Genomic DNA, 20,667 nt, shown 5'->3' with positions numbered 1-20,667 from the left:
CGCCATGCTGCGCAGAATCGCGCATGCTTTACAGCGGCTTCATTCCGTCTAGTTTGGCCGCCCATGCGCCGGGCCCATGAGCCCGGAACCGATTTCAAAGGGCATTACACCGCATGGTAGACACTCCAACCGCCGATAGTCCGGCAGAGCCGGACATCACCCACGTCAATCCTGCGAAGGAAGCGACGTGGTTCGGGCATCCCCGCCAGCTGGCGCGCCTGTTCACCACCGAGATGTGGGAACGCTTCGGCTATTACGGCATGCGCGCGCTGCTCACGCTCTACCTGACGCAGCATTTCATGTTCGGCGACCGCGAGGCGACGGGCATCTATGGCGGGTTCACCGCGCTGGTCTACCTCACCCCGCTGGTCGGCGGCTATCTGGCGGACCAGTATCTCGGCTCGAAGCGCGCCGTGAAGTTCGGCGCGATCATCATGTCACTCGGCTATGCCATCCTCTGCTTCGGCGGCCCGACGGCGACGCCCTATGCGACGATCGACGGCCAGCGCTACGAAGTGTCGATCGAGAAGCAGGCGGACAAGGAAGTCCGCTATGTCGTCGATGGCAGCAAGAAGCTCGAGATCAAGGGCAATGACGACGGCAGCGTCGACCTGCTCAATGCCGGCGCCGTCGAGCGCAAGGTCGAGAAGGGCAAGTTCGAGTCGAACGCGGACCGCAGCCCGCTCTATGTGATGGTGCTGCTCATCGCGCTGTCGATGGTCTCGGTGGGCAACGGCTTCTTCAAGCCCAACATCTCCACCATGGTCGGCGAGCTCTACGAACAGGGCGACCGGCGCCGAGACAGCGGCTTCACCATCTTCTACATGGGTATCAACACCGGCTCGCTCTTCTCGCAGATCCTCTGCCCCTGGCTGGCCGTGGCCTATGGCTGGAGCTGGGGCTTCGGCCTCGCCGCGATCGGCATGATGATCTCCTGGGCGCTGATCCAGTTCAACGGCGGCAAGCTCAACGGCTATGGCGAGCCTCCGGCCAGGCCCAAGGTCAATTCGCAGCAGTGGATCATCTATGCGGCGGCGCTGTGCGTCGTGCCGCTCTTCTACCTGCTCTACGTCAACCTGATGCATTCGGCCGCGCCGGCCGAGGGCTCGGGCTTCCTCGGCTATGTCGCCTCGCTGCCGTTGATGGGCAAGCTGCTGTTCGGCTCGTTCCTGCTCGGCGTGCCGGCGATCCTGATCTGGTCGTTCGTCGCCGGCAGCAGGACCGAGTTCCAGATGATGCTCGCCGCGATGGTGCTGATCGTCTTCAATGTCGTGTTCTGGACGCTGTTCGAGCAGGCGGGCTCGTCGCTCACCCTGTTCGCCGACCGCAACACCGATCTCTCGGTCTTCGGCCTGTTCACGATCACCGCCGGCCAGACCCAGTTCTTCAACGCCGCCTTCATCGTGCTGCTCGCGCCGTTCATGTCGATCATGTGGGGGGCGCTGGCCAAGCGCGGGCTCGAGCCGTCGATCCCGGTCAAGTTCGGCATCGCGCTGATCGGCGTGGCGGCTGGCTTCCTGCTGCTCGTCTGGGGCGCGGCCTATGCCGATGCCGGCTTCAAGGTGAGCATCTGGTGGCTGGCCGGCCTCTACTTCATCCACTCTGCGGCCGAGCTCTGCATCTCGCCGGTGGGCCTGTCGATGATCACCAAGCTATCGATCGCGCGCATCGTCGGCCTGATGATGGGCGTGTGGTTCCTGTCGATCTCGGTGGCGCAGTATGTCGCCGGCGTGATCGCGCAGTTCGCCAGCGTCGACACGGTCGGTGGTCAGGTGACCAATCTCAAGGTCAGCCTCGATGTCTATGTAAAGGTGTTCACGACGATCTCGATCGCCGCGATCATCCTCGGCGTGCTGCTCCTGCTGCTGAGCTGGCCGCTGAAATACTGGATGCACGGCGTGAAGTAATCGATGCCGCATTGCAGATGACGGAAAGGCCGGCCGCGAAAGCGCCGGCCTTTTTGTTGGGCGGCTACCCCACCAACGGCAGGCATAAAAAAGGGGAGCGCGGCGGCTCCCCCTCTTTCGGTCGTGCGCGGCGCCGGATCAGGCGGCGAGGCGCAGCTCGACCGTTTCCTCAACCGGGGCGGCGGCAACCGGTGCCGGCACCGCAAACATCACCGGGCGACGTGCGGCGAGGAAGAGCGAGATAAGCGAGAACATCGGAAAACCCTTCTGCGTGCATTTGCTTGCTGCAATGCAACATAGACGGAAATGGTTCGGACATGCGCTTTCTGCAACTGCAATGAATCAGGGTGTGGATTGCAATTTGTGCAATCAGCCCTTCCGCCCGAACCAGATCACGTGCCGCGGACCCTTGCCGTTGCTGCGCGCTCGCACGCCGACTTCCTCCACCTGGAAGCCGGTTTCCTTCATTCGCCGGGCAAAGGCATTGTCGGGCGCGGCCGACCACACCGCCAGCACGCCGCCGGGCTTTAGCGCTTCCCATTGCTTCTGCAGCCCGCGCGGCGAATAGAGCCGGTCATTGGCATCGCGGGTCAGTCCGTCCGGGCCGTTGTCGACGTCGAGCAGGATCGCGTCATAGGTCGCGCGCGCCCGGCCGATCACCGCGGCGACATCGTCGAGCACCACTTCGACGCGGGGATCGTCGAGGCAGCCCGCGGCCAGCTCGGCCATCGGGCCCTTCGCCCATTCGATGATCTCTGGCACCAGCTCGGCGATGGTCAGTTTCGCGTCCGGCCCCAGCACCTGCTGGGCCGCGCGCAGGGTGAAGCCCATGCCATATCCGCCGATCAGCAGATGCGGCGCCTTCGTCTTCAGCCGCTCGCAGGTCATCGTTGCCAGCGCTTCCTCCGAACCGCTCATCCGGCTCGACATCAGCTCGTTGCGATCGAGCACGATCATGAAGTCGCCGCCGCGCCGGAACAGGCGCAGCGCCTCGCCCCCGCCGGGGACGATCGCGGTATCGATGAGTTCGCGTGGAGTCATGTGCCCCTTTGGCGCTTGCCGGGCCCGGCTGGCAATGCCGGAAACGAAAACGGCCCGGCATCGCTGCCGGGCCGCTTCGTGTCGGTAAGACCGGAAAGGCTTACCAGATATGCACGCGCTGCTCGGGCGCGAGATAGAGCGCGTCGCCCGGCTGGATGTTGAACGCCTTGTACCAGGCGTCGACATTGCGGACGATGCCGTTGACGCGGAACTTGGCCGGCGAGTGCGGATCGATCAGCGCGTACTGGCGGGCGGTGTCCTCGCGCAGCTTGGTCTGCCAGGCCTGGGCATAGGACAGGAAGAAGCGCTGGTCGCCGGTCAGCCCGCCGATCACCGGGGCCTTGCCATGCTCGGCCTGGTACTTCTGGAACGCGCCATAGGCTGCCTCGACGCCGCCAAGGTCGCCGATATTCTCACCGAGCGTCAGCTTGCCCTGGATCTTGGTGCCGGGAACAGCCTCATAGCCGTCATACTGGGCGACCAGCGCGGCGGTGCGCTCGCCGAACGCCTTCTTGGCGCTGTCGGTCCACCAGTTCTCGAACTTGCCGGTCGGGCCGAACTGGCTGCCCTGGTCGTCGAACCCATGGCCCATCTCATGGCCGATGATCGCGCCGATCGCGCCATAGTTCACCGCCGGATCGGCATTGGGATCGAAGAAGGGCGGCTGCAGGATCGCGGCCGGGAAGGTGATCTGGTTCGACAGCGGGTTGTAATAGGCGTTCACCGTCTGCGGGGTCATGTCCCACAGCGTGCGATCGACCGGCTTGCCGAAGCGCGACAGTTCGAGCTGGTGCTGGAACTCGCCCGAGCGCATCGCATTGCCGAGCAGGTCGCCGCGGACGACCTTGAACGACGAATAGTCGATATATTTGTCCGGGTGGCCGATGCGCGGCTCGAAGGCGGCGAGCTTGGCCAGTGCCTTCTGCTTGGTCGCGTCGTCCATCCAGGTCGAGGCGGTGATGCGGTCCTTGTATGCGCCGCGCAGGTTCTCGATCAGCTCGGCCATCTGCTTCTCGGCCGCCGGCGGGAAATACTTGGCGACATAGATTGCGCCGACCGCTTCCCCGAGCGCGCCATTGACCAGCTGGATGCCGCGCTTCCAGCGCTCGCGCTGCACCTTCACGCCCGACAGGGTCTGCGAATAGAAGCCGAAGCGGGTGTCGTCGAAGACCTTGGGCAGGAACTGCGCATGATCGCTGACGAAGCGATAGGCGACATAGTCCTTCCAGGTGGCGAGCGGCGTCGCGGTCATCAGCTTGCCGAGCGCGGTGACGGCGGTGTTCTGCGTCATCAGCACCGAAGGCGAGCTCTCGAGCCCGGCGGTCTTGAGCATCAGCGCCCAGTTGAAGTCCGGCGCCTTGGCCTTGAGCCCGGCCAGCGTCTGCGGATCGTTGAGCTTGGCGATGTCGCGGCTCTCGGCCGGCGACCACTGGACCTTGGCCATCGCGGTCTCGAGCGCGACGATCGCATCGGCCTTGGCGGCGGCATCCGGGATGCCGGCCAGTTCCTGGATCTTCTGGACATAGGCGCGATAGGCGGTGCGGAACGCGTCATACTTCGCGCCCTCCAGCAGGTAATAGTCGCGCGGCATGCCCAGGCCGCCCTGGCCGGTGACCGCGGTATAGTGGGTCGGGTCGGCGAGGTCGGGGATGATACCGAGCTCGACCGGCGAAGCATAGCCGGTGGTGGCGAACAGCACCTGCAGCGCGTCGAGGTCCTTCACCCCGGCGATCGTGGCGAGATAGGGCTTGAGCGGCGCGGTGCCGGCCTTCTCGATCGCGGCCTCGTCCATCCAGCTGGCGTAGAAGTCGCCGACCTGCTTGCCGCTGGCGCCATAGGCCGACGGGTTCTTCGCCATGTCGTCGAGAATCGCGCGGACATTCGCTTCCGCCTCGATCGAGAGCTGGGTGCCGAAGCCGGCCGAGGCGCGGTCGGCGGCGATCTCGGTGCGGTCGTTCCAGCCCCCGTTCGCGAAGCTCCAGAAATCGTCGCCCGGCTTCACGCTCGGCTTCTGCGCGGACAGGTCGACGCCGAAGCTGCCATAGCGCGGCGCCGGCTTGGCGGTCTGCGCGATCGCCGGCGAAACGGCGACCAGCGCCACGCCGGCGGCCAGACGCACCCAGTTGCTCATCTTCATTATGCGGATTCCCCCGTAAGACTGTATTAGGCGAGTGTAACGCCGGGTAGTAACGCCCGCAACGGGATTCGGGTTACAATTCTTGTCTGTAGGCGGCGGTGATTTCGGCGCCGAAGGTCGCGAAGATCACCCGGAGATCGGGGTTCTCGGCCAGCGCCCTGCGGGTCTCGGCCACCGCGATCCCGGTCGCGGCCTCGACCGGATAGCCATAGACGCCGCAGCTGATCGCCGGGAAGGCGAGGGTGCGGAAGCTCTCGGCGCGGGCGATCTCGAAGCAGCGGCGATAGCAGCTGGCGAGCAGCTCGGGCTCGCCCTTGCCGCCGCCCTGCCAGACCGGCCCGACGGTATGGATGATGTGCCCGGCCGGCAGGCGATAGCCTTTGGTCAGTTTGGCATCGCCGGTCTTGCACCCGCCGAGCGAGCGGAGCTTGCGGCATTCGTCGAGCAGTTCCGGCCCGGCGGCGCGGTGGATCGCGCCGTCCACTCCGCCGCCGCCGAGCAGCGACGAATTGGCAGCGTTGACGATCGCATCCACCTCGAACCGGGTAATGTCCCCCTCGATGATCTGGATGCGATCCGCGCTCATCCCACCCGGTTCTTCACCAGGTCATCCACCACGCTCGGATCGGCGAGCGTCGAGGTATCGCCCAGCGACGAGACGTCGCCCTCGGCGATCTTGCGCAGGATGCGGCGCATGATCTTGCCCGAGCGGGTCTTGGGCAGGCCCGGCGCGAACTGGAGCGCATCGGGGGTGGCGATCGGGCCGATCTCGGTGCGGACCCATTTGATCAGCTCGGCGCGCAGTGCGTCGTCGGCCTGGCAGTTCGCGTTGAGGGTGACATAGGCATAGATGCCCTGGCCCTTGATGTCGTGCGGCATGCCGACCACCGCGGCCTCGGCCACCTTGGGGTGCAGCACCAGCGCACTCTCCACCTCGGCGGTGCCCATGCGGTGACCCGAGACGTTGATGACGTCGTCGACCCGGCCGGTGATCCAGTAATAGCCATCCTCGTCGCGGCGGCAGCCGTCGCCGGTGAAATACTTGCCGCGATAGGTGCTGAAATAGGTCTGGAAGAAACGCTCGTGATCGCCCCAGACGGTGCGCATCTGGCCCGGCCAGCTGCGCGCGATGACCAGATTGCCCTCGGTCGCGCCATGCAGGACATTGCCGTCGGCATCGACCACCTGGGGATCGACACCGGGGAAGGGCTTGGTCGCCGAGCCCGGCTTGAGCGGGGTGGCGCCGGGCAGCGGGGTGATCATCTGGCCGCCGGTCTCGGTCTGCCACCAGGTATCGACGATCGGGCAGCGCCCTTCGCCGACGACATCATAGTACCAGCGCCAGGCCTCGGGGTTGATCGGCTCGCCGACCGAGCCGAGCAGCCGCAGCGACTTGCGCGAGGTGCTGGTGACGTAGCTGTCACCCTCCTTCATCAGCGCACGCAGCGCCGTGGGCGCGGTGTAGAGGATCTCGACCTTGTGGCGGTCGACCACCTGCCAGATGCGGCTGGCATCGGGCCAGTTGGGCACGCCTTCATACATCAGCGTGGTGCCGCCGTTCGCCAGCGGGCCGTAGACGATATAGCTATGGCCCGTGACCCAGCCGATGTCCGCCGCGCACCAATAGATCTGGCCGGGCCGGTAATCGAACACCAGTTCGTGCGTCAGGCTCGCCCAGAGCAGATAGCCGCCCGAAGAGTGCAGCACGCCCTTGGGCTTGCCGGTCGATCCCGAGGTGTAGAGGATGAACAGCGGGTCCTCGGCGCCCATCGGCTCGGCCGGGCAGTCGGCGGGAACTTCGGCGGCGGCCTCGTGATACCAGAGGTCGCGGCCTTCCTGCATCGGGATGTCGCCGCCGGTGGCCTTCACCACGATGACCTTTTCGAGGCAGCTGACATGCGCCGCGGCCGCATCGACATTGGTCTTGAGCGGTACCTTCTTGCCGCCGCGCCGGCCTTCGTCGGCGGTGATCACCACGCTGGAATCGCAATCGGTGATCCGGCCCGCCAGTGCCTCCGGCGAGAAGCCGCCGAACACCACCGAATGGATCGCGCCGATCCGCGCGCAGGCGAGTAGCGCGAACGCCGCCTCGGGGATCATCGGCATGTAGATGGTGACGCGGTCGCCCTTCCTGACGCCCTGCGCCTTGAGCACATTGGCGAGGCGGCAGACCTCGGCATGAAGCTGGCGATAGGTAAAGCGCCTGGGCTCCTCGTCCGGCGCGTCCGGTTCCCAGATGATCGCGATCGTGTCGCCGCGCTTGGCGAGGTGGCGGTCGACGCAATTGGCGGCGACGTTGAGCTTGCCGTCGGCGAACCAGTTGATCCGGAAATCGGCCTCGTCGAATGACCAGTCGCCGGCGATCTCGGGGCGCTTGATCCAGTCGAGCCGGCGCGCCTGCTCCAGCCAGAAGCTGCCGGGATCGGCCAGGCTCATGCCGTAGAGCTTCTCATAGCCCGCAGCATCCACCCGAGCGGTGCGCGCCCAGATCTCGGGCACGGGGTGTACGCTGACGGTATCGCTCATCGCTGCGGCTCCTCGTTTTGATTTGGCGCCTCTCTGCCGAAGCGAAGGCGCCACGCCAAGCGCAGAATCTCCATTCCGCGCATGATCCGGCATGACCCGCGACATATTGCGACAATATTCTTCTGGAACCGAAACGGCTTCGGAAACATCTAGAGTGCCATGGCAAACCGTCCGCTGACCCTGAGCCTGTTGCTCGCCCTGCCGCTTGCCGCCTGTGCGGTGGGCCCGGACTATCATCCGCGCGCGGCGTCCGAGCTTGGCGTTCCCGATGCCTGGTCGGTCTCCGCCGAGCAAAAGGCGCGGGAAGACCTCAGCCAGTGGTGGACGCGCTTCGACGATCCGATGCTCGGCAGCCTCGTCCAGCGCGCCCAGGCCGCCAACCTGGATGTCGCGCAAGCGGTCGTCCGGCTGCGCCAGGCCCGCGAAGGGCTCGTTCAGCAGCGCGCGAACCTCTTGCCCAGTATCAGCGCCTCTGGCGGGGTCTCGCACAGCGAGTCGCTGCGCGGCGGCACGCGGACGACCACCCTGCCGGACGGTACCGTCACCAGCATCTCGCAGGGCGGCAGCACCAGCTACACGATCGGCGGCGATGCCAATTATCAGGTCGACCTGTTCGGCGGGGTACGCCGCGGCGTCGAGAATGCGCGGGCCGCCTATGAAGCGAGCGGGTTCGACTATGCGACGGTGCTGATCTCGGTCGAGGCCGAGACGGCGCGCAACTATGTGCTCGCCCGGGTGGCGCAGGCGCAGATCGCCAATGCCCGCGATAGCCTGGGCATCGCGGACGACAATCTCGAGATCGCCGGCTGGCGCGTCCAGGCCGGTCTCGTCTCCTCGGTCGACCAGGAACAGGCGCGCGCCAGCCGCGCGCAGCTCGCCGCGACGATCCCGACGCTGGAGGCAAGCTACAACAGCGCGGTATCGCGGCTCGGCGTGCTCACCGGCCAGGCACCCGGCGCGCTCAAGGCCGAGATGGAAGCGGTGAAGCCGATCCCCAAGGGGCCGGCGGAAGTCGCGGCCGGCATTCCCGCGGACACGCTGCGCCAGCGTCCCGATGTCCGCGCGGCCGAGCGCAACCTCGCCGCGGCCAGCGCCAATATCGGCGTCGCCACCGCCCAGCTCTATCCTTCGCTGTCGATCGGCGGCAGCATCGATTCGGGCAGCAGCGCGCTGTCCTCGCTGTTCGATGTGATCACCGGGCGGTTGTTCGGCAACATCGCCCAGACCATCTTCGACGGCGGCACGCGGCGCAGCCAGGTACGTTCGGCAGAGGCGGCGGCGGACGGCGCCTTCCTCGCCTACAAGTCGACCGTGCTGACCAGCCTCGAGGATATCGAGAACGCGATTGTCGCGATGCAGACGGCGCAGCGCCGCGAGCAGGAATTCGCCGTCGCGCTCGATGCGGCGAACAACCAGGCGCTGCTTGCCCGCATGCAGTATCGCTCGGGCCTCACCGATTTCACCACGCTAAACCAGGCCGAGTCCTCGCTGATCTCGGCGAAGAACGGCCTGGTCTCGGCCCGGTCGGATGAATCGACTGCGCTGATCCAGCTCTATCAGGCGCTGGGTGGAGGCTGGGATGCCAGCACCACCCCCAGCGTCTCCACGACTTCCACGACAGGCGGCACGACGAATGGCAACTGATCCCCACCAGAATCTCGACGCCTTTCTCGGCACGCCCCCGCGCCCGTGGTGGCGGCGCTGGCTCAAATGGGGGCTGATCGGCCTTGGCGCGCTGCTCGTTGTGCTGCTGCTCTGGCATTTCCTCGGCGGCAAGGAAGAAGTGAAATACGCGACCGACGATGTCGCGCGCGGCAACCTGACCGTCACGGTCTCGGCCACCGGCAAGCTGGCGCCGACCAACCAGGTGACCGTCGGCTCGCAGCTTTCGGGCCAGGTCATCAAGGTGCTGGCGGACGTGAACGACCGCGTAACCGCCGGCCAGCCGTTGGCGCTGATCGACCCCTCGCAGTTCGACGACCAGGTCAAGCAGGCCGAGGCGACGCTGGCGGCGAACATCGCCGCGGTCGGCCAGGCCAAGGCGACGCTGCAGCAGAGCAACGCCACCCTGGCGCGCTATCAGGAAGTCAGCCGGCTCTCGGGCGGCAAGGTGCCGGCCAAGACCGAAATGGACAGCGCGATCGGCGACCGCAATCGCGCACTTGCCAACCTCAATGCCGCCAATGCCAACGTCACCTCGGCACGCGCGCAGCTTTCCTCGGCGCAGACCCAGCGAACCCGGGCGATCATCCGCTCCCCCGTCACCGGCGTGATCCTCGCGCGCCAGGTCGATCCGGGCCAGACCGTCGCCGCCTCGTTCAACACGCCGACCCTGTTCGTGATCGCGCAGGACCTGTCGCAGATGAAGCTGGAAGTCGCGATCGACGAGGCCGATGTCGGCCAGGTTCGCGAGGGGCAGCTCGCCAGCTTCACGGTCGATGCCTTCCCGGGCAAGACCTTCCCGGCGAAGATCACGCGGGTGGAGGTCGGCTCCAACCTGTCGGTCCAGGACGCCAGCTCCTCGTCTTCGACCAGCACCAGCACGACCGCGAACCAGGTCGTGTCCTATGCCGCCGATCTTTCGGTCTCCAATGCGGATGAGCAGCTGCGCCCAGGCATGACGGCGACGGCGGATATCGTGACCATGGCGCGCCAGAATGTCCTGCTGGTCCCCAATGCGGCGCTGCGCTTCACGCCCACCGCGGCAGGGCAGGGCGCGGGCAGTGGCGGTTCCAACAGCGGCATTGCCGGCGCGCTGGTTCCCAGCCGTCCGCGACGCGGCAATAGCGGCCAGCAGAAGACCGCGACGGGCAGCGATCGTGGCGGCCAGAAGACCGTCTACATCCTCGGCGCCGACGGCAAGCCGCAGGCGGTGGATGTGACCACGGGCAGCACCGACGGGACCGTCACCGAGATCACCGGCGGCAATCTCAAGCCCGGCGACAAGGTGATCACCGGCCAGCTCGCCAATGGCGCCTCAGCCACGCGCCGCTCGGGCGGGCAGCGTCGTCAGGGCGGCGGCCAGGGCGGTTCGGGTGCCGGAGGCCAGCGTGGCGGACAGTGATGCGCCGCTGATCCGGCTGCGCGGGATCGTGAAGACCTTTGGCGAGGGGCCGACGGCATTCCAGGCGCTGAAGGGCGTGGATCTCGACATCAACGCCGGAGACTTCATCGCGGTGATGGGGCCTTCGGGCTCCGGCAAGTCGACCACGATGAACATCCTGGGATGCCTCGACGTGCCGACCGCGGGCGAGTTCCTGTTCAAGGGCGTGCATGTCGAGAAGCTGGAGCGTGACCAGCGCGCGCTGTTGCGGCGGAAATATCTCGGCTTCGTGTTCCAGGGCTTCAACCTGCTTGCGCGCACTTCGGCGCTTGAGAATGTCGAGCTGCCGTTGCTCTATCGCGGTGATCCCAAGGCGCAGCGCCGCGAGATGGCGATGGCGGCGCTGGACAAGGTCGGGCTGAAGGACTGGTGGGACCATACCCCCGCCGAGCTCTCCGGCGGCCAGCAGCAGCGCGTCGCGATCGCCCGCGCGATCGTTACCAACCCGGACGTGCTGCTCGCCGACGAGCCGACCGGCAACCTCGATTCTGAGCGTTCGGTGGAGATCATGCAACTGCTCACCGACCTCAACAAGACCAGCGGCATCACCGTGCTGATGGTCACGCACGAGCCGGACATGGCGGCGTTCGCGCACACGATCGTCCATTTCAAGGACGGGCTGGTCGAGCGGATCGACAGCAATCACCATGCAGGTCAGGCGGTGGCGGAATAATGTTCGGCACGACCTTCGTCCTCGCGATCCGATCGATCCTGCGCCACAAGCTGCGCTCGATCCTGACGGCGCTCGGCATCATCATCGGCGTCGCCGCGGTGGTCACCATGGTGACGCTGGGCAAGGCGACGACGGCGGCGGTGCAGCAGCAGATCTCTGCGCTCGGCACCAACATCCTTCAGATCCGTCCCGGCCAGGGTTTCGGCCGCGGCGGCGGCGGCCCGCGCCCACCCGATTTCAAGCCGGCCGACGTCACGGCGATACGCGACCAGGTCGCCGGCGTCACTGCGGTCGCGCCCCAAGCGCAGACCACCGCGACGGTGATCTACAACGGTGCCAACTGGTCGACGACGGTCAACGGCACCACCAATGGCTATTTCGAAGTATCGCCCTGGCCACTGATCGAAGGGCGCACCTGGACCCGGGCGGAGGAGCAGGCCGGAAAGGCCGTGTGCATCATCGGCACCACGATCCAGACCAACCTCTTCCGCGGTGGCGCCGCAACCGGCTCGCGCATCCGCGTAAACGGTATCTCCTGCGACGTGATCGGCGTGCTCAAAACCAAGGGACAGGCCGGGTTCGGCGGCGATCAGGACGATGTCGTGATCATGCCGATCAAGCAGGTCCAGCGCCGCTTCACCGGCAGCACCGATATCCGGCTCATGCTGGTCGGCACCGATCCGGCCTATGACAGCGCGCAGATCCAGTCCTCGATCACCGATCTGCTGCGTGAACGGCGCAACATCACCGGCGGCAAGCAGGACGATTTCAACATTTTCGATACCGCCCAGATCAGCCAGACGCTGACCGGCACAACCACGCTGCTCACCCAGATCGTCGCCGCCGTGGCGATGATCAGCCTGATCGTCGGCGGCATCGGCATCATGAACATCATGCTGGTGTCGGTCACCGAGCGTACGCGCGAGATCGGCATCCGTCTGGCCATCGGCGCGGTGGCGAGCGAGGTGCTGATGCAGTTCCTGGTCGAGGCGGTGGTGCTGTCGATGCTGGGCGGCGTGATCGGCCTGCTGATCGCGCAATTTGCCGTCGCACTGATGTCGTGGCTGGGCTCGCTGCCCTTCCTGTTCGACGTGCAGATCAACGTGATCGCCTTCGCGATCTCGGCGATCATCGGCGTGGTGTTCGGCTATTTCCCGGCACGGCGCGCGGCAAGCCTCAATCCGATCGACGCGCTTCGTCACGAATGACGAGCGCGGGCGGGAGCTCGGGCAGCCCATCGGTGCGCAGCCCGTAGAGTTCGCGCAGCTCGCGCAAGTCTTCCTGCGTGTCGATGTCGACCAGTTCGGCCGGCGGCGCGATCACGTGGCGGCCGCGCCGGATCAGGTCGCGGGCGCCCTGGTCGCCTTCGAGCTTGAGCAGCGTATCGAACATGTCCTTGCCGAACAGCGCTGGGGGCATTGGCTGGGTACCGTCGGACGAGGCGACGATCGTCGCGGGCCCGTCGGCGGCGTCCATCATCCGGCGGATATGCGCGGCGGTGACGCGCGGCATGTCGGCAAGCGCCACCAGCACCGCCTCGGCGCCCAGCGCCTTCGCCCGCGCTACCCCCAGGCAAAGCGAGCGCGCCTGGCCGAGCGAGGGATCGGGATTCTCGACCACGTCATAGCCAAGTGCGGCGAAGTCGAGCTCGGTGTCCGAAACCACCGCGATCCGCGCGCAGAAGTTCACCCGCTCCAGCGCGGTGACGACATGATAGGCCAGCGGCTTGTCGAGGAACGGCTCGGCGAGCTTGTCGCCATCGTTGAAGCGACGCGAACGGCCGGCGGCGAGCAGGATCAGGGCGACCTGGTCAGGCTTGAGCATGGAATCTCCTCACCATGGCGGCGGCAATCGAAAGGGCGATCTCGGCCGGGCCGATCGCGCCGATGTCGAGGCCGGCGGGCCCCTCGATACGGTCGAGATCGGTGGGGGCAATTCCTGCCGCGGCAAGCCGTTCCAGCCGCGCGGCCTGACTGCGGCGCGAGCCGAGCGCCGCGACGTAGCCGGTAGGTGCACGGAGGGCCGCGATGAGCGCGGCATCGTCGATCTTGGGATCATGGCTGAGCGTCACCACCGCGGTGGCCGGATCCGGCTGCAGCGCGGTCACGGCTTCGTCTGGCCAGCGGTCGTCGAGCATCACCCCGGGAAACCGTTCAGCGGTCAAAAATCTCCCGCGCGGATCGATGACCGTCGTCGAGATGCCCAGTTCGCGGGCAAGGCCGGCAAGCGTCTGGGCGATCTGCACCGCCCCGACGATCAGCAGCCGGCGCGGCGGATCATAGCGGTTGACGAACGCCCCCGGCCCCTCGGCCGAAAGTCCGCTGGCCAGGTCCGTGCCGACGTCCAGCGTCTCGCCCCGGCTCCGCGCCGCATCGATCGCGTCGAACAGGGCAGGGGGAAAGCCGGCCTCGGAGACCGCCTGCACCAGCACCGAGATCTGGCCACCACAGGGTAGCCCGACTTCCCAGGCGGCAGGATCGGCGACGCCATAGGTCTTCACCACCGGGGGCGACCCCGCGATCACCTCGGCGGCGGCCTGCAGGATATCGGTCTCGACACAGCCGCCAGAGACGGAGCCCTCGAACCGCCCGTCCGCATGGACGAGCATATGGCTGCCGCGCGGGCGCGGTGCCGACCCCCAGGTCGATACGACGGTGGCCAGCGCCAGCCTTTCGCCCCTCCAGGCGCGTGCCGCCGCGAGCACGCTGTCATTATCCGCCATATCGCCTCGTAACCGTCACATCCGCAGCCTAGGCCCAACCCCGTAACGAGTGGAGAGTTTCGTGACGAGATCGCTGATTGCCGCTTTGTCGCTGATGATGGTGGTGCCGGGCGCCGCGCTGGGGCAGGATCACGCCATGCACGGGAAGACCGACAAGCCTATCGTCATCGCGCATCGCGGCGCCTCGGGCGAGCGCCCCGAGCACACTCTGCTTTCTTACCGGCGCGCGATCGAGCAGGGCGCGGATTTCATCGAGCCGGACCTAGTGCCGACCAAGGACGGCGTGCTCGTCGCCCGGCACGAGAACAACATCACCGAGACCACCGACGTCGCCAGCCATCCCGAGTTCGCGGATCGCAAGGCGACCAAGATGATCGACGGCGAGACGATGACCGGCTGGTTCACCGAGGACTTCACCCTCGCCGAGCTGAAGACGCTGCGCGCCAAGGAGCGCCTGCCCAAGCTGCGTCCGGACAACACGAAGTTCGATGGCCAGGCCGAAGTGCCCACGCTCGACGAGGTCATCGCGCTGGCCAAGAAGGCGTCGAAGGAGACCGGCCGGACGATCGGCATCTACCCCGAGACCAAGCACCCCAGCTATTTCGCTTCGATCGGGCTGCCGCTCGAGCAGCGGCTGGTCGAGAAGCTCAAGGCGGCGGGCTGGGACCGCGCCGATGCGCCGGTGTTCATCCAGTCGTTCGAGGTGAACAACCTCAAGAAGCTCAAGGCGATGACCAGGGTCCGCCTGATCCAGCTGATGGCGGGTGCGGGCGCGCCGGCGGACGGCGCGCAGCCGAGCTACAAGGCCATGATCACGCCCGAGGGGCTCAAGGCAGTTGCCGCTTATGCCTATGGCATCGGACCGGAGCTTACGATGATCCAGCCGGCCACGGGCCCGGCGACCACGCTGATCGCCGACGCGCATGCCGCGGGGCTCAAGCTCCATCCCTGGACATTCCGGGCGGAGAACTTCTTCCTCCTGCCCAGCTACCGTTCCGGCGCAAATCCGGCCGATCATGGTCGCCTGAAAGAAGAGATCCTGTATTTCATCGGGCTTGGCGTGGACGGTTTCTTCACCGATTTCCCCTATATTGGGGTTGAGGCGCGCGACGCTGCGGCGGGGGCGCACAAGGGGGGATAAGGGTTTTCTATGCGCAAGTTTCTGCTGCCGATCATCATTGCCTTGCCGCTGCTGAGCGGCGGCTGCATCGCCAAGACCGTGGTCGATGTCGCCACCATGCCGGTCCGCGCCGGTGCGCAGGCGGCCGACTGGGCGACGACCAGCCAGGACGAGGCCGACCGCAACTACGGCCGCAAGATGCGCGAGAAGGAAGCGCGCGAAGGCAAGGAGCTGCGCAAGCTCTGCAAGAAGCACCCCGAGGACCAGCGCTGCCAGGGTGGCGGCGCCGACAATGGCTTCCGCGCCGATCCGGGCGGCAACCGCTACAACTAATCGCGTAATTCCAGCCGTTTCGGCGGTAAAAGCCGGCGGGCATCCCGCCGGCTTTTGTTATGCTGGCCCCTTCAAAAGGGGGAAGCTCTACGCGGCGAAGCCCTCGGCATCGATCGCGTAGAGCATTTCCGCCTTGGCCATCGCCGCCGGCATCAGGCCCAGCGCCTCGGGCACGATCTGCGCGACATAGAAGCGCGAAGCCGCCTGCTTCATCTTGAGGAACGCCGGATCGCCCTCGCTGCGCGCCGCCGCGCGCCCGCTCGCTTCCATCAGCCAGCCGCACACGGCGGTTGAGAGCATCGTCAGGAACGGATAGCTCGCCGCCAGCCGGTCATCCGCCTCGCTTGACAGCAGGTTGCGCGCGACCTGCTCGCAGGCGTCGATCAGGTTGACGAGGCCGGTATCCTCGGCGTCTCCGCGCATCTGCCCGATCAGGCCGAGCAGCGTGCCGCCATTGTCCATGCTCAGCTTGCGGCCGACCAGATCGGCGGCCTGGATGCCGTTGGTGCCTTCGTAGATCGGTGTGATCCGGGCGTCGCGGAAATGCTGGGCCGCGCCGGTCTCCTCGATATAGCCCATGCCGCCGTGGACCTGGACGCCCAGGCTGGCGACTTCGTTGCCGAGATCGGTGCCGTGCGCCTTGGCGAGCGGGGTGAGCAGCTCGACACGCTTCTCCGCCTCGGCATCGCCGGCACGGGCGCGATCGAGCTGGCCGAAGGCATAGTAGACCAAAGCCCGTGCCGCCTGGGTCTGCGCCTTCATGCGCAACAGCATGCGGCGGACATCGGGATGCTCGACGATCGCGACCTGTTCGCCGCCGCGATAGCCCTGCACGCGCTCGCGGGCATAGGCGACCGCGCGCTGGGTGGCGCGCTCGGCGACCTGCACGCCCTGCAGGCCGACATTGAGGCGCGCATTGTTCATCATCGTGAACATCGCGCGGATGCCGCCCAGCTCGGGGCCGACCAGCTCGCCGATGCAATCGTCATTGTCGCCGAACGAGAGCACGCAGGTCGGCGAGGCATGCAGCCCCATCTTATGCTCGATCGAGACAGTGCGGACGTCGTTGAAGTCGCCCGGGGTGCCGTCCGCGTTGAGGCGGTATTTGGGCACCAGGAACAGCGAGATGCCCTTGGTCCCGGCCGGGGCGCCCGGCGTGCGGGCCAGCACGAGATGGATGATGTTCTCCGCCATGTCGTGGTCGCCGAAGCTGATGAAGATCTTGGTGCCCTTGATCCGGAAGGTCCCGTCGCCGACCGGCTCGGCGCGGGTCTTGAGTGCGCCGACATCGCTGCCCGCTTGCGGCTCGGTCAGGTTCATCGTGCCCGTCCAGGTGCCGGTCGACAGATGCGGCAGGTAGAGCGCCTGCTGCTCGGGCGTGCCGTGATGCATCAGCGCCTCGACCGCGCCGACCGTCAGGATCGGGGCGAGCGCGAAGCCCATGTTCGCGGTGCCCAACGTCTCCAGAACCGCGATCGACAGGCTGACCGGCAGCCCCTGGCCGCCATGCTCGGCCGGCGAACCGATCGTGCCCCAGCCGCCCTCGACATAGGCCTGGTAGGCCGCCGCGAAGCCGGCCGGCATCTTCACGCCCTCGGGCGTCCATTTCGGCCCGTCGGTGTCGCCGAGCCGCTCGAGCGGCGCCCATTCGCCGGCGGCGAACTGGCCCGCGCCCTCCAGCACCGCATCGGTCATTTCGGCGGCTTCCTCGCTGATCTCGCCCAGTCGGACGATGGTCTCGAGCACGAAGCGCTGATCGGCGGTGGCTGGCGTGAACATGGGGCCTCTCTTGTGGTCTGGTTTCGCGCCGTATAGCTCGCGAAAAGTGAGCCCGACAAATCCGCGAATCTTACCCTACGGCACGGCCGCGATCGCCGAGGCGGCGGCACTGATTCGCGCCGGAGAATGCGTCGCGGTGCCGACCGAGACGGTCTATGGCCTGGCCGCCGACGCCACCGAGTCGCGCGCGGTCGCGGGCATCTATGCGGCCAAGGGGCGGCCGAGCTTCAATCCGCTGATCGTCCATGTGCCGGACCTCGCCGCCGCGGAGCGTATCGCGGTGTTCGATCCGCAGGCGCGAGACCTGGCGACGCGCTTCTGGCCGGGGCCGCTGACCCTGGTGTTGCCGGTACGCCCCGACGCCGGGATCGCATCGCTGGTCACGGCCGGGCTCGACACGATCGCGATCCGGGTGCCGCGCCATCGCGCGATGCAGGCGCTGCTCGAAGCGTCGGGCAAGCCGCTCGCAGCGCCCTCGGCCAATGCCAGCGGCTCGATCAGCCCGACCCGCGCCGAGCATGTCGCGAAGAGCCTCGCCGGGCGCATCCCGCTGGTGATCGACGATGGTGCGACCCCGGCGGGGGTGGAATCGACGATCGTGATGGGCAATCAGATCCTGCGGCCCGGGCCGCTGACCCAGGCGGAGTTGTTCCCCGGTGCCCCTGGGCCCCGGCTTTCGCCGGGGAACGGTGAAGGCATCATCGCGCCGGGCCAGCTCGACAGCCACTATGCCCCGTCCAAGCCGGTACGCCTCCACGCGACCGAGGCGAAGAACGGCGAGTACCTCATCGGCTTCGGCCCGATCCACGGCACCGAGACTCTCTCCGCGACCGGTGACCTCACCGAAGCCGCCGCGAACCTGTTCGACGCGCTCCACCGCGCCGATGCGAGCGACGCGCTCGCCATCGCCGTGGCGCCGATCCCCGCCAGCGGCATCGGCCTGGCGATCAACGACCGCCTGCGCCGCGCCGCCTTCTAGGCGAGGCTTTGCCAGCACCAGGCCCAGGCCGATACCGGCCCCCTGAAGCGCACGGAAGTTTACGAAGCATATGCTACGCTACGGGGGATGGTTTTCGGACCCCGGGGCGGCGGCGTGCGGCGAGGGTGTGCCAGAGAGGAAAAGGCGCCGGCTTGCATCCACCAGTATGGAGCAGGCGAAATCCTACATTGCAAGCATGGCGCCCGCCGCGGACTAGCGTGCGACCAGCTTCAGCCAGCCATGCATATCGATCTCGACGTCGAGGCCGCGATAATCGACTCGTGGCGGGTGCGGCGTGTCCATCACCTCGTGATGCGTCTCGGTGATCACCACCGCGGCAGCCCCCGCGGCATCGGCGGCGGCCAGACCGGCCAGGCTGTCTTCCCAGACCAGGCAATCGGCGATTTCGACACCAAGCCGCTCGGCCCCGAGCAGGAAGCAATCGGGCGCCGGCTTGCCGTGCGCGACATCCTCGGCGGTGATGACGACCTCGGGCCGGGGAATGCCGGCGGCTTCCAGCCGGCGCAGCGCGAGCGCGCGCGGGGCCGAGGTGACCAGTGCCCAGCGCCCGGCGGGGATCCGCGCCAGGAAGGCCGCCGCGCCGCCCACTTCGGCCAGCCCCTCGATATCGTCGATCTCGGCCTGGGTCAGCGCTTCGGTCTCGGCCTCGGCATCCACGCCGGCGGGCGCGAAGCGGCGGATCGTCTCGATCGCGCGCACACCGTGGAGTGCTGCCATCAACGGATCGGTCTCGACGCCGTGGCGGGCCGCCCAGGCGCGCCAGACGCGATCGACCACCGCCATGGAGTTCACGAGCGTCCCGTCCATGTCGAACAGGAAGGCGGCGAAGCTGCGACTGGGGAGACTCATCGGCTTCTCCTCACCACAGCCGCCGCAGCGCCGCAACCGCCATCCGCCCGGCTTTGCTTTTCCGTCGCACAGACCTACAAATCCGTGCAGGTCTGGGGCTGGGGAGACCGTACACAGCAGGAGGGCAACAGCATGAGCAATGTGCAACGTGGTCTCGCCGAACTCATCGGCACTTTCTGGCTCGTCTTCGGTGGATGCGGCAGCGCGGTGCTGGCCGCGGCATTTCCCGAGGTCGGCATCGGGCTGGCAGGCGTCAGCCTCGCCTTCGGCCTGACCGTGCTCACCATGGCCTATTCGATCGGCCATATCTCGGGCTGCCATCTCAACCCGGCGGTGACCTTCGGCCTGTGGGCCGGCGGACGCTTTCCGGCCAGGGACATCCCCCTCTATGTGATCGCGCAAGTGATCGGCGCGGTGATCGGCGCGGGGCTGCTCTGGTACGTCGCCAGCGGCGCGCCGGGCTATGCGGGCGGCCTCGCCTCCAATGGCTTCGGCGAACATTCGCCCGGCCATTTCTCGTTCCAGGCAGGAATGGTCATCGAGGTCGTGCTGACCTTCATGTTCCTGATGGTGATCATGGGCTCGACCGACAGCCGCGCGCCGGCCGGGTTCGCGCCGATCGCGATCGGCCTGGCGCTGACGCTCATCCACCTGATCTCGATCCCCGTGACCAACACCTCGGTCAACCCGGCGCGCTCGACGGGGCCGGCGCTGCTCGAGGGCGGCATCGCGCTCCAGCAACTGCTCTGGTTCTGGATTGCGCCGATCGTCGGCGGGCTGCTCGGCGGCTTCGTCTACAAGGCGCTCGGTGCCGAAGCGGGCAAGCGTCCGCCGATCGAGGGCGCGGCGCTGCCGGGAGGCGCGGAATAGGCCAGGATCCTCCCCCGGCGATGCCGGGGGAGGATTGTCCGGGTCAGGCTGCCGTCGCGCCTTCCTTGCTGCGCGCCGCGAAGCTCTTGCGGAGCTTGCGCAGCTTGGGCGGGATCACCGCCAGGCAGTATGGGTTACGCTGGCCTTCGCCCTGCCAATATTCCTGGTGGTAATCCTCGGCCGACCACCATTCGCCCAGCGGCTCGATCGCCGTGACGATCGGCGCGGGCCAGTCCGGCCGGGCGCGGTCGATCGCATCCAACGCCTCGCGCTCCTGCTCCGCCGAATGCGGGAAGATCGCCGAGCGATACTGGGTGCCGATATCGTTGCCCTGGCGGTTGAGCTGGGTGGGATCGTGGGTGGCCAGGAAGATGTCGAGGATCTCGCCATACGAGATCTGGTCGGTATCGAAGCTCACCCGGATCGCCTCGGCATGGCCGGTCGTGCCCGAGCAGACTTCCTTGTAGGTCGGGTTTTCCTTGGTGCCCCCGATATAGCCGCTTTCGACCGACTGGACGCCGATCACATCGTTGAACACGGCCTCGGTGCACCAGAAGCACCCTCCGGCCAGCGTAGCGGTTTCAATGCTCATCGCGAACTCCTTGCT

18 protein-coding genes are annotated in these 20,667 nt (G+C 67.1%); 9 read left to right on the top strand and 9 right to left on the bottom strand.

The window, feature by feature from the left end:
* Positions 1-113 precede the first annotated feature (113 nt).
* Positions 114-1,907, top strand: a complete 1,794-nt coding sequence (locus AC1RJ5_RS11570; protein WP_493113418.1) for a peptide MFS transporter — start codon at positions 114-116, stop codon at positions 1,905-1,907.
* 369 nt (positions 1,908-2,276) lie between these two features.
* On the opposite strand, the gene AC1RJ5_RS11565 is transcribed toward AC1RJ5_RS11570, so the two are convergent.
* From AC1RJ5_RS11565 to acs, 4 genes are all read right to left on the bottom strand, one after another.
* Positions 2,277-2,948, bottom strand: a complete 672-nt coding sequence (locus AC1RJ5_RS11565; RefSeq protein ID WP_184161873.1) for a spermidine synthase — start codon at positions 2,946-2,948, stop codon at positions 2,277-2,279.
* A gap of 100 nt (positions 2,949-3,048) precedes the next feature.
* Positions 3,049-5,085, bottom strand: a complete 2,037-nt coding sequence (locus AC1RJ5_RS11560; protein ID WP_493113417.1) for a M13 family metallopeptidase — start codon at positions 5,083-5,085, stop codon at positions 3,049-3,051.
* 73 nt (positions 5,086-5,158) lie between these two features.
* Positions 5,159-5,671, bottom strand: coding sequence for an O-acetyl-ADP-ribose deacetylase (locus tag AC1RJ5_RS11555; protein ID WP_493113416.1), 513 nt, complete (start codon positions 5,669-5,671; stop codon positions 5,159-5,161).
* Complete coding sequence (gene acs, locus AC1RJ5_RS11550; protein WP_493113415.1) at positions 5,668-7,611, bottom strand: acetate--CoA ligase; 1,944 nt, start codon at positions 7,609-7,611, stop codon at positions 5,668-5,670. Before acs ends, AC1RJ5_RS11555 begins: the two co-directional genes overlap by 4 nt.
* A 159-nt stretch (positions 7,612-7,770) precedes the next feature.
* On the opposite strand from acs, the gene AC1RJ5_RS11545 reads away from it, so the two are divergent.
* From AC1RJ5_RS11545 to AC1RJ5_RS11530, 4 genes are read left to right on the top strand one after another with little or no spacing between them, the layout of a single operon-like run.
* Positions 7,771-9,255: an efflux transporter outer membrane subunit gene (locus AC1RJ5_RS11545; RefSeq protein ID WP_493113414.1), complete on the top strand. Its 1,485-nt coding sequence runs from the start codon at positions 7,771-7,773 to the stop codon at positions 9,253-9,255.
* Complete coding sequence (locus AC1RJ5_RS11540; RefSeq protein ID WP_493113413.1) at positions 9,245-10,675, top strand: efflux RND transporter periplasmic adaptor subunit; 1,431 nt, start codon at positions 9,245-9,247, stop codon at positions 10,673-10,675. Before AC1RJ5_RS11545 ends, AC1RJ5_RS11540 begins: the two co-directional genes overlap by 11 nt.
* Positions 10,581-11,387 (top strand): ABC transporter ATP-binding protein, encoded by an 807-nt coding sequence (locus AC1RJ5_RS11535; protein ID WP_493113412.1) that lies wholly within the window; start codon positions 10,581-10,583, stop codon positions 11,385-11,387. The genes AC1RJ5_RS11540 and AC1RJ5_RS11535 overlap by 95 nt, the downstream gene beginning before the upstream one ends.
* Complete coding sequence (locus AC1RJ5_RS11530) at positions 11,387-12,595, top strand: ABC transporter permease (RefSeq protein WP_269573764.1); 1,209 nt, start codon at positions 11,387-11,389, stop codon at positions 12,593-12,595. The genes AC1RJ5_RS11535 and AC1RJ5_RS11530 overlap by 1 nt, the downstream gene beginning before the upstream one ends.
* Here the strand turns inward: AC1RJ5_RS11530 and AC1RJ5_RS11525 are convergent.
* Together AC1RJ5_RS11525 and AC1RJ5_RS11520 are read right to left on the bottom strand one after the other, a co-directional pair.
* Positions 12,564-13,211, bottom strand: coding sequence for a nucleotidyltransferase family protein (locus tag AC1RJ5_RS11525; protein WP_269573765.1), 648 nt, complete (start codon positions 13,209-13,211; stop codon positions 12,564-12,566). The genes AC1RJ5_RS11530 and AC1RJ5_RS11525 overlap by 32 nt on opposite strands.
* Positions 13,198-14,109 carry an XdhC family protein gene (locus AC1RJ5_RS11520; RefSeq protein ID WP_342248871.1) on the bottom strand — a complete coding sequence of 304 codons (912 nt, stop codon included), beginning with the start codon at positions 14,107-14,109 and terminating at the stop codon, positions 13,198-13,200. Before AC1RJ5_RS11520 ends, AC1RJ5_RS11525 begins: the two co-directional genes overlap by 14 nt.
* A 97-nt stretch (positions 14,110-14,206) precedes the next feature.
* Between AC1RJ5_RS11520 and AC1RJ5_RS11515 the strand changes: the two genes are divergently transcribed.
* Positions 14,207-15,250 (top strand): glycerophosphodiester phosphodiesterase, encoded by a 1,044-nt coding sequence (locus AC1RJ5_RS11515; RefSeq protein WP_493114673.1) that lies wholly within the window; start codon positions 14,207-14,209, stop codon positions 15,248-15,250.
* Positions 15,251-15,259: 9 nt separating this feature from the next.
* Entirely contained in the window at positions 15,260-15,562 is a 303-nt protein-coding gene (locus AC1RJ5_RS11510) for a hypothetical protein (RefSeq protein WP_342248870.1), read from the top strand.
* A gap of 87 nt (positions 15,563-15,649) precedes the next feature.
* Here the strand turns inward: AC1RJ5_RS11510 and AC1RJ5_RS11505 are convergent, their stop codons facing one another.
* A complete protein-coding gene (locus tag AC1RJ5_RS11505; RefSeq protein ID WP_342248869.1) occupies positions 15,650-17,341 on the bottom strand; it encodes an acyl-CoA dehydrogenase family protein in 1,692 nt (563 codons plus the stop codon).
* On the opposite strand from AC1RJ5_RS11505, the gene AC1RJ5_RS11500 reads away from it, so the two are divergent.
* Entirely contained in the window at positions 17,340-18,320 is a 981-nt protein-coding gene (locus AC1RJ5_RS11500) for an L-threonylcarbamoyladenylate synthase (RefSeq protein WP_493113411.1), read from the top strand. The two genes, AC1RJ5_RS11505 and AC1RJ5_RS11500, sit on opposite strands and share 2 nt — an antisense overlap.
* A gap of 213 nt (positions 18,321-18,533) precedes the next feature.
* On the opposite strand, the gene AC1RJ5_RS11495 is transcribed toward AC1RJ5_RS11500, so the two are convergent.
* Positions 18,534-19,190, bottom strand: a complete 657-nt coding sequence (locus AC1RJ5_RS11495) for an HAD-IA family hydrolase (RefSeq protein WP_269573770.1) — start codon at positions 19,188-19,190, stop codon at positions 18,534-18,536.
* 132 nt (positions 19,191-19,322) lie between these two features.
* Between AC1RJ5_RS11495 and aqpZ the strand changes: the two genes are divergently transcribed.
* Positions 19,323-20,060: an aquaporin Z gene (gene aqpZ, locus AC1RJ5_RS11490; protein ID WP_269573771.1), complete on the top strand. Its 738-nt coding sequence runs from the start codon at positions 19,323-19,325 to the stop codon at positions 20,058-20,060.
* A 43-nt stretch (positions 20,061-20,103) separates the two neighbouring features.
* Here the strand turns inward: aqpZ and msrA are convergent, their stop codons facing one another.
* Positions 20,104-20,652, bottom strand: a complete 549-nt coding sequence (gene msrA, locus AC1RJ5_RS11485) for a peptide-methionine (S)-S-oxide reductase MsrA (RefSeq protein ID WP_269573772.1) — start codon at positions 20,650-20,652, stop codon at positions 20,104-20,106.
* Positions 20,653-20,667 lie beyond the last annotated feature (15 nt).

This window comes from Sphingomonas sp. GW822-FHT03G08 (assembly GCF_058801135.1).
This window is presented reverse-complemented; position numbering and strand designations above follow the sequence as displayed.